The sequence below is a fragment of the Cutibacterium modestum genome (assembly GCF_008326345.1).
Lineage (GTDB): Bacteria > Actinomycetota > Actinomycetes > Propionibacteriales > Propionibacteriaceae > Cutibacterium > Cutibacterium modestum.
In genome coordinates this window covers 132,196-146,278 of the sequence record NZ_BJEN01000002.1, presented here as the reverse complement: position 1 = coordinate 146,278, position 14,083 = coordinate 132,196, and the positions used below count along the sequence as shown (strand labels likewise).

Sequence of the window (14,083 nt, the reverse complement as noted above, 5' to 3'; positions counted from 1 at the left end):
GTTGCACATAGCCGTGACATCCTGAACCCCTGGTGGGTACACGAGCCACAAATCCCCCGAAAAGGCGTTCGCACCATGACGGGTTGGTTCGCAGCCCACCCCCATCTGAACATTTTTGAGCGATTTTGTCAGTGACGATTCCCGTTCAACCCAAGGAGGAACCTCATGAATTTGTCGCGTCGCCATCTGCTCTCCGGCGGCCTCGCCGGATTGGGCGTGTTGGGAGTGTCGGCGTTGACCGGATGCTCCACCTCCACCGAGCCCACGTCCGACAAGGACGCCGGTGACGCTAAGAAGCTCGTCCTGTGGATCTGGCCGGAAGGCTTCGACAATCAGACACTGGCTGCCGTCTCCAAGGCGCTACCGTCCTATAGCGTGCGTCAGGACGTCATTGGCGGCGATTTCAAGCAGAAGCTCACCACAACCTTCACCGCGGGCTCCGGACTGCCCGACCTCACTGGCGTCAAGGGGGAAGACATCGCCTTCTTCCGTGACCATGCTGACCACTTCGTCGACCTCAATACCTTGGGAGCCAAGGACATCAAGTCCAACTTCCTGGACTGGAAGTGGGCTCAGGCCACCACCACCGATGGCAAACAGCTGGGCATCCCCTCCGATATCGGCCCCACCGTCCTGTTCTACCGCGCCGACATCTTCGAGCAGGCCAAGCTGCCCACCGAACCCGACAAGGTCGCCGCCCAGATCACCACCTGGGACGCCTTCGTAGAGTTTGGCACCAACATGCTGGCCGCCAAGGACAAGACTTACCTGGTACGCAACTCGGCCGGCCTGTTCGATACCGTCTGGCCGCAATCAGGCAAGGGATTCATTGACGAGAAAAAGACCTTTATCGGCGACCAGGACCATATTCGCAACGCCTGGGACATCGCCGTCAAGGCGTTCAAGGCTGGTATCGTCGCCGCAATCAAGTCCAACACATCCGATTCAGCCGCTGCTGTCAACGAGGGGCGTCTACCCGCTGACTTCGGTGCCTCCTGGCACTTGGCTGACCTCATGGTTGACGCCCCGAGCACCAAGGGCAAGTGGCGGGTATGCGCCCACCCCGGCCCAGCTATCAACCAGGGTGGCTCGTTCCTGTCCATCCCAGCCGGTGTATCCGATCCCAAAGCCTCCTTCGCCGCAATCCGTGAGCTGCTCAGCGTGAAGTCTCAGGTGCGTGAGTACGACCACAATGGCAACTTTCCCGTCTCTCCCAAGGCCTACGACGACCCGAAGGTCTCCGGACCGGTAGGGTTCCTCGGCGGCCAGCATGCCGCGAAAGTCTTCGCGGAGGCTGCCGAATCGGTGCGTCCGCTCTTTGAGGACTCGAACTCCGGTACCGTCTCCGCCCCATTCACGGCCCAGTTGGAGCAGGTCGAATCCTCGGGCAAGAATCCCGAAACTGCCTGGCACGATGCCGTCTCTGAGGCCAAGCGGATCGCCAAACAACTACACCTCACCGTCAAGTGACGCAGCTTCCCGAGTGAGTTCTGTGACGAGATGAGTCTTCCCAGCACCATCACCAAGACTGTGCCCGCGGGCGAGTTACGTCGCCCGTCTGTGGGCAGGCGAATGCGCAAGGCCCTGCCGGTCTACACCGCTTTGAGTCCGTATTTCTTCTTTTTTCTCGTCTTCGCGGCTATACCGATGATCTTTACCCTGCTACTAGCCTTCACTGACTGGTCAGGCTTAGGGCGCGCCAACTTCGTTGGTCTGGAGAATTTCAGATATCTGGTGAGCGATCACCTGTTCTACAAGTCGCTGGGTAATACGCTCATCCTGTGGGCGATGGGCACGATTCCAACGCTCATCATTGCCACAATCGTCGCCCTCATACTGAACAAGACGATGCGCTTCTCCACGACCTACCGGGTTATCTACCTGGTACCGAACATCACGTCCATGGTGGCTATGGGCATCCTGTTCAGTTCGATCTTCTCCAGCCAGTTCGGGCTCGCGAACGCCATCCGCAACCTGTTGGGCCAGTCGAACATCGCCTGGTTGCAAAGCAAGTGGGGCATCAAGATCGCTATCTCGTCACTGACGGTGTGGTCGTTCGTCGGGTACAACGCGCTGCTCATCCTTGCCGGTATGCAGGCCATCGACAAGACACAGTACGAAGCGGCAGCCATCGACGGGGCGAACGGATGGCAGACGTTCTTCCACGTCACCCTGCCTCAGCTGCGCGCCATCGTCTTGTTCATCACCCTCATGTCGACGATCGGTTCACTACAGAGTTTTACCGAGGCCCAGGTACTCACCAGCTCGCAGTCCACCGGGGCGGCCTCAGCGGGCGGAGTGAACAACTCCGGCCTGACGATGGTGCTCTACTTCTACTCAGTGGCCTTTCAGGAGAACCGATACGGCTACGGCGCGACGATCGCCTGGGGAGTGTTCGTCGTCGTGCTGTTCTTTTCGATCATCAACTGGCTCGTCACCCGCGAGCACGATCGCAAGGTGGCGCGATGAGACAACGTGTGTGGACTGTTCTGCGGCACTTTTTTCTCGCCTTGGGCGGGTTGGTCTCACTGTTCCCGTTCTACTGGATGTTCGTGCTCGCCAGCCGACCATCCTCGGTGATCTACAAATACCCGCCGGTGCTCACCCCCGGAGACCGTCTGGGTGAGAACATCCGCACCATCACCGAGAAGGTCAACATCTGGGCTGCCATGGCCAATACAGCCGTGGTAGCGATCACGGTCTCCGTGCTCGTGCTGTTCATCTCGTCGCTGGCAGCCTTCGCCTTCGCCAAGTTCGACTTTCCCGGCCGGAAGGTGCTCTTCGCCGTCGTCCTGGCGACCTTTCTGCTGCCCACCCAGTTGGCGACGATCCCGCAGTTCGTCCTCATGAGCAAGATTGGATGGGTCGGCGATCTCAAAGCCGTCATCGTGCCCTCCCTGGCCAGCTCGTTCGGCGTGTTCTGGCTGCGGCAGTACGCCACCAACGCCATCCCAACGGAACTGCTGGAGGCCGCCACGCTGGACGGGTGCGGCTTCTGGCACCAGTACGTGCATGTGTGTCTGCCGATCATCCGCCCGGCCATGGCATTCCTGGGGATCTTCACCTTCATCGGCTCATGGAACGACTTCATGTGGCCCCTCATCGTCCTCAACGATCCGAGCAAACTAACCCTGCAGGTGGCATTGAGTCAGCTCAAGACGGCACACGGCACCGACTACGGCATGCTCATGGCCTCCTCACTCATTGCCATCGTCCCGCTGCTCCTGGTGTTTACCGTCGGTGCCAAGCAACTCATCGCCGGTATCTCGGAGGGAGCTGTCAAAAGTTGAGCCACGCTGCCACAAGTTTCGACCACCACGACCGCGCTATCGATGGAGAGCCACACATCGCCGACGGTATCGCTGTGCTGGCTTGTGACGCTGATCCTTGGCCTAGTGTTGCGTCCGTTCCTTACCAAGCTGACCGGCAAGGTTGACGCTGGGGACATGAAGGTCGCCATCGAGCGAAAGACGTCCATAGCGTTCGCCGTGACGGACCTGCCCGCTTTGATCCTCTTTGTCCTGGCGTTCTCTCAGCATCTACCCGGCACACTCGTCGCCCTCGGCATGGTTGCGAATGCCGTCCATGTTCCTCCTTCTTCGTCCGACCGATCAGCGTTTGGAGCGATTCACCGAAGAGTGGTGTGGCGACCGTTACGACCCGGCGAATCCAGAGACTGACACGTTCCTGCACGGTGCGCCATCTGCGAGCCTGAGCTAACAGTGGTTAACAGCGTCAAAATCCACCCAGTGACGGGAGGAGATGACAGGGCAACGGTCCATCAACTGCTCGACCTATCGGGCATTTACTACGAGCGGCGTTGGTACGCGGTGGTGAAGGATGCCATAGGGCCCTACCATTACTAACAATCAGCTGGAGGTGCCATGCCCGATCCGATCCGCGTCATCCTCGTCGACGACCAGTCCTTGGTCCGTTCAGGGTTTCGCATGCTCATCGAGTCCGAGGATGACATGGAGGTCGTCGCAGAAGCGTCGAACGGTGTTGAGGCCCTTGACGTGCTACGCCGAATGCCTGTGGACGTCGCCCTCATGGATATCCGGATGCCGCAGATGGACGGTGTCGAGGCCACTCGACGCATCACAGCGTCCCCACTCGACACCAAAGTGCTGATTCTCACCACTTTTGACCTCGACGAGTACGTATACGCCGCTCTCAAAGCCGGCGCCTCGGGATTCCTCCTCAAGGACGCCCGCCCCACGGAACTACTGAGCGCTATCCGTAACGTTGCTGACGGCAATGCTGTCGTCGCACCATCAGCTACTCGTCGCTTGCTTGACCACGTCGTCCCCACCCTGCCCAACGATCCCAAGGCCGCAGACAAGAGGCTGTCGGTCCTGACGGATCGCGAACAGGAAGTGCTGGTGGAGATTGCTAAGGGAGCGACGAACGCCGAAATCGCGCAGACCCTTTACATGGCAGAGGGAACTGTAAAAACTCACATCGGCCGACTACTATCGAAACTAGAATGCCGCGATCGGGTTGGCCTCGTGTTATTTGCTCATGAGGTCGGCCTCATTTGAGATACCTAAACCGTACTCAATACTGGGCATCATCAATGTCCGTCTTGATTTTTCACGTCACCTAAGGCGTGAGGGTATCGGCTCTTAGTCGATACCCTTCGGGAACCATGAAAGGCATCATGAGCGACCACGAACGATCTTACGAATCCGACGAACCCCAGAACTCGCCGAGCCATGCAGCACCGAACGAACTGGGACTTTTCGAGTCACCGCGACATGGCACCTCATCGGGCCGGAGGGGCGACTCGCCCCAGCCCGCCGGAGAACCGAATCGGGAACTAGGCCAGCCGTGGGGACGATCACAGATGTCAGCTCATCAGCCCTCCCACGCTGCCGAGTCTTCCTCTGCACAACCAGCTAATATCCAGCCCACAGGTGTCAGCACCGCCGCCTCGACCCGACCTGGCGGCCTCACTCCAGGGCTCCTCAACACTCCTATAGAGACCGACGCCGCAGCCGGCATGCAACTCACCAAGATCTTCGGAGAAGGGGAAACCCGAGTTACCGCCCTGGATTCAATCGACGTTCGCTTCACTCATGGCACCTTCACCGCGATCATGGGCCCATCGGGATCCGGCAAGTCGACCCTCATGCACTGCCTGGCTGGCCTGGACCGCATGACCTCAGGACGGGTGTTCCTGGCTGGCAAAGAGATTTCGAATCTTCCTGACGCCAAGCTGACGACCCTGCGCCGCGACAATGTCGGGTTCATCTTCCAGTCATTCAATTTGCTGCCGATGCTCACCGCTGAGGAAAACATCTTGCTGCCTCTGGACCTGGCCGGACGTAAGCCTGACAAGGCGCTATGGGATCAGTTAATCACCGGTCTGGACATCGGAGACCGGCTCAAGCATCGTCCCTCGGAGCTGTCGGGCGGTCAGCAACAGCGTGTCGCTTGCGCCCGAGCCATGATCACCAAGCCGCACGTCGTCTTTGCTGACGAACCTACTGGCGCGCTGGACTCAAAATCAGGCGCAAATCTGCTGGGTTATCTGCGCCACTGCGTCGACGATCTGGGACAGACGATCATCATGGTCACTCACGACGCGAAGGCCGCTTCCTATGCCGACCGCGCCCTCATGCTGCTAGACGGTCGCATCGTCGACGACATTAACTCCCCCACTGCGGAATCAGTGAGCGAGGCGATGGCCGGGTTGGAGGGCTGATGTTCACTGAGGCACTCAGAGAGTTGCGCCACTATCCAGGCAGGATGGCAGCAACCCTTATCGCGATCGCGGTGTCGGTCGGGTTCCTCGTCGGCATCTCGATGTTCGTACGTACCCAGGGCGTAGCCCTTGGCAAGGAACAGGCCGTCGCCACCTCGAAGGCCGACGTCGTCGTGTACACCGGCCCAATCGACGTCGCCCCCGATGAGGTCACCCGAACTATCAAGAAAACTCATGGCGTCGAGGCCGTTGACGCCGTGCTGTCGACGTCTATGCCGGCGGCTCATGGACATGATTCGGTGATGATCGACCTCCACCAGGTTCCAGCAGAGCCCTTCCGCTGGTCGGCGGTGAAGGAAGGATCCTGGCCATCGAAGGCTGACGAAGTCGCTTTGTCCGAGGACGCTGCCAAACGACTCCAAGCCAACATCGGCGATACCGTCACGTTTAGCGGCCATGACCTCAAGGTGGTCGGCATCACCGACGACCCCGCGGCTCTGCAAACCGCGCCGGCCTATGTGGGCCACCTTCCCAACCAATCCCCTGACACCTGGGTTGTCAAGGCCAAGGGCGGGACGAAACCCGATCAGCTTGTCAGCAACCTTGAGAAAACCATGCCGGAGATCAGGGGCGCTCCACAGTTCAATAAGGACGACAGGGGCGCCACAATCTCGACAGCCGCCTCTTACCAGAAGAAAACCATCACCACTCTCACCCAGGACTTCGACGTCACCAAGTACATGCTCATGATCTTTGGTGCCGTCGCCCTGCTGGTAGGAGCAATCATCATCACGACGACCTTCCTCATTCTATTGGCTCAACGACGCCGTCAGATCGGCCTCATGAGGGCCGTCGGAGCGTCGAGCGGCCAGGTAAGACGACGCGTCCTCGCCGAGGCGATCGTGCTTGGGGTCCTCGGATCGGCGTTGGGGGTCGTCCTCGGCATCTTGTTAACCGTTGCAGGCACGGCCTATACTGGAGCTTTGGCTTTCGGGTTGGCCTGGCCGTGGGGTGACATCGTCATCGAGTTCTTCATCGGCGTCGTCATCACTGTGCTGGCGTCCTTCCTGCCGGCACTGCGGGCAACTCGGGTGGCTCCGCTGGAGGCGCTGCGCCCAGTACCGACCGTGGAGCAGAAGCGTCGCATCGGTATCGCGAGGATCGTCATCTGCTCCCTGCTTGCAGTGGCTGGGATCGCGCTATCTGTGCAGGCTATTGTCGGGACCGGCGCTTCGATCATCGTGATGGCGATTCTGTCAGCAATCTGCCTGTCTTTGGCGTTGCTCATCGCGACCCCGCTATATGTGCCGTGGGTAATCCGTGCCATGGGGTTCCTGCTGCGGCCTCTCGGGCCGACAGCGCGGCTATCCACCTCAAACGCCAACCGCAACCCAACTCGCACTTCCCTGACTGCGGTAGCCCTCATGCTGGCTATCGGTTTGTCGGTCACTTTGCAGGTGGGCATCTCGACGACGCGCACGACGGTCATGGATCAGATCAACGAGCACTTCCCCATCGACCTTACTCTGACGAACCGCCCCTCTTTTGACCCGAATACCCGCCAGGAGAGGGCAAGCACGCTCGACAAGTCAGCCCTTAAGACAGTGCATGACCTGCCAAACGTCAAGGACTCCATCGTCCTCAAGGGTGGGTTCGCCCACAGTGACCTGTCCTCTCATGCCCATGTGCTGTCCGGAAATCCTGATGAGATCGCCAAGATAGCGCCCTCAATCGCCAAGAAAATGAAACCAGGAGTTGCGCTGGTTACCTCTATAAGTAACCCACCGACGACCGTGACCTTCACCTCTTCTAAGGGCAAGGTGACTCTCAATGTCATGAAGGTTCACGGGCTTGCCGAAAACGACGTCGTGGTCAATCAGGACGACTTGAAGAGGATCGTGCCTTCCGTGGGTGACCAGTCCATCTGGGTCCATCTGAATGACCGCAGCAATCTAGCCTCGACCCTGACGGTGATGATGTACATGCCGAGCAGTGATTCGCAGCATATGGACATCGATGGAGGCGCCCTTATCGGCGGTATCATCGAGCTGATCCTCAAGGCCCTGCTGGTGGTCATGACGGCCCTGCTCGGCGTGGCGGTGCTCATCGCCCTTATCGGGGTGGCCAATACGTTGAGCCTGTCAGTGTTGGAGCGGCGTCGAGAGTCTGCGCTGTTGCGAGCGATGGGCATGCAGCGGCGTGGGCTGAGGTTGATGCTGCTGTACGAATCGATCCAGGTCGGAATGGCCGGTGTCATAGTCGGGATGGTCGCTGGATTCTACTTCGCTTGGCTGGGCATCCGGTCGGTGTTCCGGGTCGCCTCGGACACCATCCCAGTACACTTCTCGATCGATTGGTCGTGGACCCTCGGTCTTATCGCGATCTGTCTGGTGGCGGCATGCCTAGCCTCGGTGCTACCGGGCAGGCGGGCTGCTAAGGCAGTTCCAACCGAAGCGCTCGCCGACGAGTGAGACTTCATGTAGAAACCAGCCATGTGCAAGAAACCAGCATGTAAGAAACCGGCCGTGTCCTTCGGGGCACGGCCGGTTTTCACAGCGGCTGGTCGGACAACACTACGCATAACAAGGACAACACTGACGCCGAAAAGGGCAACACCTGGACCGATGCGGGCAACACCGCAAGCAACATCACTTCGATGGACTTAGGGCATCGCTTATCCGAAAGGTGCTGCCATGACCTTCACGTCCACCACACCCTGCCGTCTCCACTCCCTCTGGCAGGAATTGTGCTCCCATCCCTACGCTCGGTGGCGCGCCGACGCGATCTGTCGTGGGTGCCGTCCGGAAGACCTTCCCCAACGACTGCATCAAGACGACGCTGCCGCACTTCGCGCTCTCATTGCGGCCCGCAATGGGGCGACGTCCGAATTCGCCGGAATGGCTTTGATTCAAGCGATTCTTCCTACTCTGGTCATGATCGCCAGCCGCGATCGTCAGGCCTGTCTAGACGACTACATCGGCGAGGCTTGGATGGTCATCACCAACTTCCCGTTGTCCCGTACCAACAAGGTATGCACGAACGTAGCTTTGGACTGTCTGCATGCCATCTCATCTCGACGCCAACGCAGCAGCCCTGAGACCCCTTCCGAATCGATCGACATCAGCGCACCAGAGGTTCAAGAACCAGGGCGGGTGGCGTCGGACATGCTCAGTGCAGCTGAGAAGCTTGGAATCATCACCCCGGCTAGCGCACCAGTATTGCGAAGTGTGTGGGTGGACGCGTTGGATTGCGCTACTGCCGCACAACGTCACAACACCAGTCCCACCGCAGTGCGAGCTCGATGCTCTCGAGCGAGCCGGGCCATGCGACAGCACCGTGACGAGCTGCTCGCCGCGTCGTGAATGAGGTTACGGTGCGTGCAACGTATGCTGTTCGCTGTGACGAAGTTCAAGCGTGTCATGGCTCTGCTCGGGGTGATCTATCTCGCGACCGTGGGGTGCCTGTACCTCGTACTGGCTGACCGCAGCGACAAATTCATCCGTGACGGCCAGATCGTCCAAGGGACCGTTGAGGCCGTCTACTTGCACCACTCCGTCAGTACCGGTGCCACCAGATACCTCATGCACGCCGAAGGCGGCAATGTTGCGCTCATTTCGTACACCTATGACGGGACGACGGACACGATCTCATCGAACCCCTACCGGGACGCTAAGAAGTACCACGTGGGCCAGAAAGTCGATCTGGTTATCCAGGCCACACCGGGCCATCCAGATGAGGCCATCGTGACGGTGCGTGACCACACCATCCTGGGTATGCGTCTGATCCCCTGGGGATTTCTCGCCAGCGCTGTCATCATGACAGCATGGTTTGGACGTGACTATTTGAAATCCAAAAGACGCCATCGCGTCGGTGGTCAGCGTCGCACTCCAGCCACCGTCGAAGCCTAACGGCACAGCCACATCAGGAACTCTTTAAGGTCTCCGGTCTCACCGTCCCGACCGCCTCGTCCGATGTGCATCGGAGGCAGGGAGGGGTGAAGCCTGACCCCGCGCAGTCGCTCGGCAAATCCACCGGGGACGACGAGTTGGTAGTATTCCCCGTTCTCTCCGATGGCGAGGGAATGCTTGGCGTTAAGGTACCAGCCTCGTTTGTCAGTGCGCGCTTCGTGGCCGTCCATGAGCTGGGCGCGCAGCGGCACGGGTGTCATCCCCTTAACGCGAGCCGTGACGAGGAACTCATCAATGAGTCGCTGGGCTTGAGCAGCCTCCTGGCGGCGCGCTCTCTCGTCAAGTTCAATACGGAGGCGTGCGTCCACAGCATGTTTACTGGTCACGAGTCTAGGGTACGGCATCCCCTGTGGACCAGGCTGAACTGTGCAGCTGGACAGCCTACGGGCACCGTCAGAACGGTCACGCTTTACCAGCGCCCACCCAAATACCGACGAGCGGTGTCGCCAATCCGTTGGCGTCAGAACAGTCCGACGGTATCACCGTTACTGTCGATATCGATCCTCTCGGCAGCCGGGTGACGACCCAGCCCGGGCATGGTGCGCATATCGCCGCAGATCGCGTAGATGTATCCAGCTCCGACGGCGGCCCTCACCTCGCGCACCGGCAGCCGCCAGCCGGTCGGAGCACCCTTGAGGTTTGGGTCATGGGACAGGGACAGGTGAGTCTTTGCGATGACAACCGGAAATGTGCCGTAGCCAAGACCTTCGAAGTGGGTAAGTTCCTTAGCCGCAGCCGGGGCGATGTCGATCCCGTCAGCCCCATAAACCTTGGTAGCAACCTTGTTCAGCTTGTCAACCAAGGAGTCCTCAAGGCCGTAGGTGTAGCGGAAGTCGGTCTTCTGATCACAGGCTGCGGCGACTGCGCGAGCCAGGTCGACCGCGCCGTCGCCGCCATTGACGACGTGGGTTGACGAGGCAAAATGGGCTCCGGCAACCTCAGCGACCTTACGGACGGCATCGATCTCGTCAGGATGGTCGGACGGGAAAACATTGAGTGCCACAACCGGGGATACGCCGAACTCGCGAACAATCTCAATATGCTTACGCAGGTTGGCAACACCAGCGAGCACGTCGTCAGGGTTGTCTTCCAGCATCGCCGAGGGCAGAGGCTTTCCGGGAACGACCTTGTAGCGACCGGCGTGGGTCTTAAGCGCACGCACTGTCACGACGAGGACGGCAGCATCGGGGCGCATCCCGCCGAGGCGGCACTTAATGTTGAAAAACCGCTCGGCTCCCATATCTGCACCAAATCCGGCCTCGGTGAGTAGGTAGTCACCGCAACCGATACCGACGCGGTCTGCGATGACCGAGGAGTTACCGGTAGCGATGTTGCCAAAGGGGCCAGCGTGGACGAGGACCGGGCTGTTCTCGGTGGTTTGTAACAGATTCGGCTTGATGGCGTCCTTGAGGATGACCGCCATTGATCCGGCGGCGTGCAGATCTTCGGCGGTTACTGGCTCTTTGGAGCGGTTGTAGCCGATGACAATACGTCCCAAGCGAGCACGCAGATCAGACAATGACGTAGCCAAGGCCAGGATGACGCCAACCTCACTGGCTGCAGTGATGTCGAACCCGGTCTCGCGAGGCACACCGTCGACCCTCGATCCAAGACCGACGATGGTGTTGCGCAGAGCGCGGTCATTGATATCAACGACGCGACGCCACGAGATCGAGTGAGGTTCGATGCCGAGTTCATTGCCTTGATGCAGGTGGTTGTCGATCATGGCGGCAAGTAGGTTGTGAGCTGCGCCGATCGCGTGGAAGTCGCCGGTCAAGTGCAGATTGAGCTTCTCCATCGGCAGCACTTGGGAATACCCGGCACCAGCGGCACCGCCCTTGATTCCGAAGGTCGGGCCCATCGATGGTTGACGCAGGGCCAGGACGCTGTGCTTGCCGATCTTCTCTAGTCCCTGGGCTAGACCAACAGCGGTGGTCGTCTTGCCCTCACCAAGGGGCGTCGGGGTAATGGCCGTGACGACTACGTATTTTCCGCGAGGATGATCCCTGTTGTCCTTGATGACGTTAAGGTCTACTTTCGCAACGTCACGCCCATAAGGCTCCAGGTACTTCGCATCTATGCCAGCTCGGGCTGCGACCTTCTCGATGGGGTCAAGATGGGCTTCACGGGCAATTTCGAGATCCGACTTCATTGTCATAGCCAATCATGCCGTTCTGGCCAGTTAACGCGCACGCGGGGGTGCCCAAGCTGCCATCCTCCGGCAACCGATGCCGCGTGGGACGATGACCATCGAGGGTGAGGCCGGGTCAGTTCCCGGTAGAACTGGATCACCGCACGCGACCAGCCAGGAGAGTAAAGGCCTCCTCCTCGTCCCGGCATCCGCGGAGACGGTTGATGAACTCACCATCCCTCACCCAGCTCAGAACCTGCTGCAGCACATCAAGATGACTTTCAGAATCTGCCAGGGCTAGCATCACCACGACATCCACAGGCAGCTCGGTGTCGTCCGTCCTAGCCATCTCACGAAACCCCACTGGATGAATGAGCGTCGCCACGGAGATCGAGTCGAGCAGTACGTGCACAGCGTCGGTATGCGGAATGGCAACGCCTCCGCTGATGGGTAGACCGGTCGGAAAAATCTCCTCCCGATCCATTAAGCCTTTCAGAAAAGACGGCTTCACTCTTTCGCTGTTCACCAGGCCTAACGCCATAGTCTCGAATAACTCATCTCGACCTTTCACATCGAGACGGATGTGAAACAGCTTCGTATCCAGGATCCCACTCATCCCTGACAGCACTTCCCAAAATCGACTGCAAAAATTTCACGTTGCTCACCATCCGGCGTCGACGCGGAACCCGAACTCAGAACAACCTATGTAGAATTGAGATGATCACGTTTGGCAGATTATAACCAAAGAAGGAATCAGTCACAGAGCCGCTCACCTTGATACCTGTCGCATGCATCATTGCAGTCGCTTCAGGCGCAAAAATCGACGTGCACCACTCCACGATGAAGATGTAGATCGCCGAAATAATAACAGCTCTGAACATATTTCCTTTTGTTGCGAGGCAAATCATCGGGATCATGTAGACGATGACCGTCAACATTCCAACAGGGAAGTAATTCATTCCGGGAATGATGAAGGCGAACGCAATCGTCAATGGGATCATGAGAACCGTCGTCGTGATGGCAGCAGGATCACCCAATGCGAGCGCCACATCCATACCAATGTACAGCTCACGCTCCTGATCACCCTTATCTTTCTTCAGCTGGCGCTTCATGAAGGCGCTCGCGCCTTCACCGACAGTCGACAACCCCTCCATCATGACCGCCACCATGCGAGGAAGCAGCACAAGGACGGTGGCAATACCCATCCCCATGACTAACACATTCTGCCAGCTCTGGCGAGTGATCAGGCCCAGGAAAACACCCACAATGAGACCGATGAACGCCGTGTCACCAAAGAACCCGAGCTTCTCGCCGACCTTTTCCATGGAAAAATCAATCTTCCTGACACCAGGAATTCTTCCAATGACCCAGTTCAGCCCCATAGCCAACGGCCAGGCGTACGTGATGAAGGAGAGTGTCGAACACGTCGTACCCGTGAGTCCGTAGTATTCTTGCCATTTCGGTGCGACCTTCTGTGCCACGAATAGATCGATGACTGACAGCAGGATCACTGTCCCCAGTCCGATCCAGAAGCTGCCAGTCAACGCATAGGCTAACGTGCCGGGAATCAGGAAATGGATGAAGTTCCAGATATCGACATTGAGTACATTGATCCACTTCAACATGATCATGACGACGTTGACGAACACGACCAAGAGAATGGCTGGTGCCGCGAATGGCACCCCAAAGGAGGCAGCGCCGACAGCCGCCCACCCGACATCGACCGTAGTAAAGCCCTTGCCCATGTGCTGGTAGTACTTGATGGCCGGATCAACCGTCGTCATGAGGGCACCGATGACCAAGGAAAGACCCGAGAAACCAATGCCGATCATCAGGCCTGCCTTGAGGGATTTACCGAAAGGCATCCTGAAAATGAGACACAGGATCAACATGACGATCGGGAGCATAACCACGGCTCCGATGTCAAGGATCCCCTTGATGATAGTCATCTAGACCTCTCCCCACACGCCTCTTATTCAGCCTCGAGGACTGACCGACACGTGCTCACAATCTCGTCTCTGATTGTGTCCTCATTAATGCCCGAGATCAGGCCAAAAACCTGAACAAGAGGCTTCTTCAGGGGCTTCGGGTACCGAGTCGTCAGCATCACGACGTCCACGCCATCCTGAAGCGTCTGCACCTGACCGACGGTCCCCTTCGTGATCCGAGCTGGAATCCCGGCCTCCTGGAGGATCTGCTTCACCTTCTCCTGCGCAACGGTTGACGTTGCGATGCCTGACCCACACGCGATCAGGATCTTGACCTCATTCGCCATGA

General features: G+C 58.8%; 13 protein-coding genes and 1 pseudogene. 9 read left to right on the top strand and 5 right to left on the bottom strand.

Annotated features, from left to right (window positions below; all coding sequences use genetic code 11):
• Positions 1–165 precede the first annotated feature (165 nt).
• The 9 genes and pseudogenes from F1563_RS05260 (at position 166) to F1563_RS05220 (ending at position 9,615) form a co-directional block, all read left to right on the top strand.
• Positions 166–1,470, top strand: a complete 1,305-nt coding sequence (locus F1563_RS05260) for an extracellular solute-binding protein (protein WP_002528478.1) — start codon at positions 166–168, stop codon at positions 1,468–1,470.
• Between the two features lie 102 nt (positions 1,471–1,572).
• Positions 1,573–2,469, top strand: a complete 897-nt coding sequence (locus tag F1563_RS05255; RefSeq protein WP_002528477.1) for a carbohydrate ABC transporter permease — start codon at positions 1,573–1,575, stop codon at positions 2,467–2,469.
• Complete coding sequence (locus F1563_RS05250) at positions 2,466–3,290, top strand: carbohydrate ABC transporter permease (protein WP_002528476.1); 825 nt, start codon at positions 2,466–2,468, stop codon at positions 3,288–3,290. Before F1563_RS05255 ends, F1563_RS05250 begins: the two co-directional genes overlap by 4 nt.
• Positions 3,291–3,335: 45 nt before the next feature.
• Positions 3,336–3,720, top strand: a pseudogene (locus F1563_RS05245) (hypothetical protein); the annotation flags it as partial.
• 164 nt (positions 3,721–3,884) lie between these two features.
• The gene (locus F1563_RS05240; RefSeq protein ID WP_002528473.1) at positions 3,885–4,541 is read left to right on the top strand and encodes a response regulator; all 657 of its coding nucleotides are present in this window, start codon (positions 3,885–3,887) and stop codon (positions 4,539–4,541) included.
• Positions 4,542–4,648: 107 nt separating this feature from the next.
• Positions 4,649–5,707, top strand: a complete 1,059-nt coding sequence (locus F1563_RS05235) for an ABC transporter ATP-binding protein (protein WP_172623601.1) — start codon at positions 4,649–4,651, stop codon at positions 5,705–5,707.
• Entirely contained in the window at positions 5,707–8,178 is a 2,472-nt protein-coding gene (locus F1563_RS05230; protein ID WP_002528470.1) for an ABC transporter permease, read from the top strand. The genes F1563_RS05235 and F1563_RS05230 overlap by 1 nt, the downstream gene beginning before the upstream one ends.
• A gap of 222 nt (positions 8,179–8,400) precedes the next feature.
• The gene (locus F1563_RS05225) at positions 8,401–9,069 is read left to right on the top strand and encodes an RNA polymerase sigma factor (protein ID WP_002528469.1); all 669 of its coding nucleotides are present in this window, start codon (positions 8,401–8,403) and stop codon (positions 9,067–9,069) included.
• Positions 9,070–9,093: 24 nt separating this feature from the next.
• Positions 9,094–9,615, top strand: coding sequence for a hypothetical protein (locus tag F1563_RS05220; RefSeq protein WP_007434302.1), 522 nt, complete (start codon positions 9,094–9,096; stop codon positions 9,613–9,615).
• Here the strand turns inward: F1563_RS05220 and F1563_RS05215 are convergent.
• The 5 genes from F1563_RS05215 to F1563_RS05195 all read right to left on the bottom strand — a co-directional run bounded on the left by F1563_RS05215 (position 9,612) and on the right by F1563_RS05195 (position 14,081).
• Positions 9,612–10,019 carry a hypothetical protein gene (locus F1563_RS05215; protein ID WP_002528467.1) on the bottom strand — a complete coding sequence of 136 codons (408 nt, stop codon included), beginning with the start codon at positions 10,017–10,019 and terminating at the stop codon, positions 9,612–9,614. The two genes, F1563_RS05220 and F1563_RS05215, sit on opposite strands and share 4 nt — an antisense overlap.
• 116 nt (positions 10,020–10,135) lie before the next feature.
• Complete coding sequence (locus tag F1563_RS05210; protein WP_002533964.1) at positions 10,136–11,833, bottom strand: formate--tetrahydrofolate ligase; 1,698 nt, start codon at positions 11,831–11,833, stop codon at positions 10,136–10,138.
• Positions 11,834–11,963: 130 nt separating this feature from the next.
• On the bottom strand, positions 11,964–12,434 hold the full coding sequence (locus tag F1563_RS05205; protein WP_236894342.1) for a PTS sugar transporter subunit IIA: 471 nt from the start codon (positions 12,432–12,434) through the stop codon (positions 11,964–11,966).
• Between the two features lie 64 nt (positions 12,435–12,498).
• A complete protein-coding gene (locus F1563_RS05200; RefSeq protein WP_002528462.1) occupies positions 12,499–13,755 on the bottom strand; it encodes a PTS transporter subunit IIC in 1,257 nt (418 codons plus the stop codon).
• A 23-nt stretch (positions 13,756–13,778) separates the two neighbouring features.
• Positions 13,779–14,081, bottom strand: coding sequence for a PTS sugar transporter subunit IIB (locus tag F1563_RS05195; protein WP_002528461.1), 303 nt, complete (start codon positions 14,079–14,081; stop codon positions 13,779–13,781).
• Between the last annotated feature and the right edge of the window lie 2 nt (positions 14,082–14,083).

Excerpts from the sequence above, each read along its gene's own strand:
- F1563_RS05260 (WP_002528478.1), top strand. The coding sequence starts at position 166 with ATGAATTTGTCGCGTCGCCATCTGCTCTCCGGCGGCCTCGCCGGATTG.
- F1563_RS05255 (WP_002528477.1), top strand. The coding sequence starts at position 1,573 with ATGCGCAAGGCCCTGCCGGTCTACACCGCTTTGAGTCCGTATTTCTTC.
- F1563_RS05250 (WP_002528476.1), top strand. The coding sequence starts at position 2,466 with ATGAGACAACGTGTGTGGACTGTTCTGCGGCACTTTTTTCTCGCCTTG.
- F1563_RS05240 (WP_002528473.1), top strand. The coding sequence starts at position 3,885 with ATGCCCGATCCGATCCGCGTCATCCTCGTCGACGACCAGTCCTTGGTC.
- F1563_RS05235 (WP_172623601.1), top strand. The coding sequence starts at position 4,649 with ATGAAAGGCATCATGAGCGACCACGAACGATCTTACGAATCCGACGAA.
- F1563_RS05230 (WP_002528470.1), top strand. The coding sequence starts at position 5,707 with ATGTTCACTGAGGCACTCAGAGAGTTGCGCCACTATCCAGGCAGGATG.
- F1563_RS05225 (WP_002528469.1), top strand. The coding sequence starts at position 8,401 with ATGACCTTCACGTCCACCACACCCTGCCGTCTCCACTCCCTCTGGCAG.
- F1563_RS05220 (WP_007434302.1), top strand. The coding sequence starts at position 9,094 with ATGCTGTTCGCTGTGACGAAGTTCAAGCGTGTCATGGCTCTGCTCGGG.
- F1563_RS05215 (WP_002528467.1), bottom strand. The coding sequence starts at position 10,019 with ATGCCGTACCCTAGACTCGTGACCAGTAAACATGCTGTGGACGCACGC.
- F1563_RS05210 (WP_002533964.1), bottom strand. The coding sequence starts at position 11,833 with ATGACAATGAAGTCGGATCTCGAAATTGCCCGTGAAGCCCATCTTGAC.
- F1563_RS05200 (WP_002528462.1), bottom strand. The coding sequence starts at position 13,755 with ATGACTATCATCAAGGGGATCCTTGACATCGGAGCCGTGGTTATGCTC.
- F1563_RS05195 (WP_002528461.1), bottom strand. The coding sequence starts at position 14,081 with ATGGCGAATGAGGTCAAGATCCTGATCGCGTGTGGGTCAGGCATCGCA.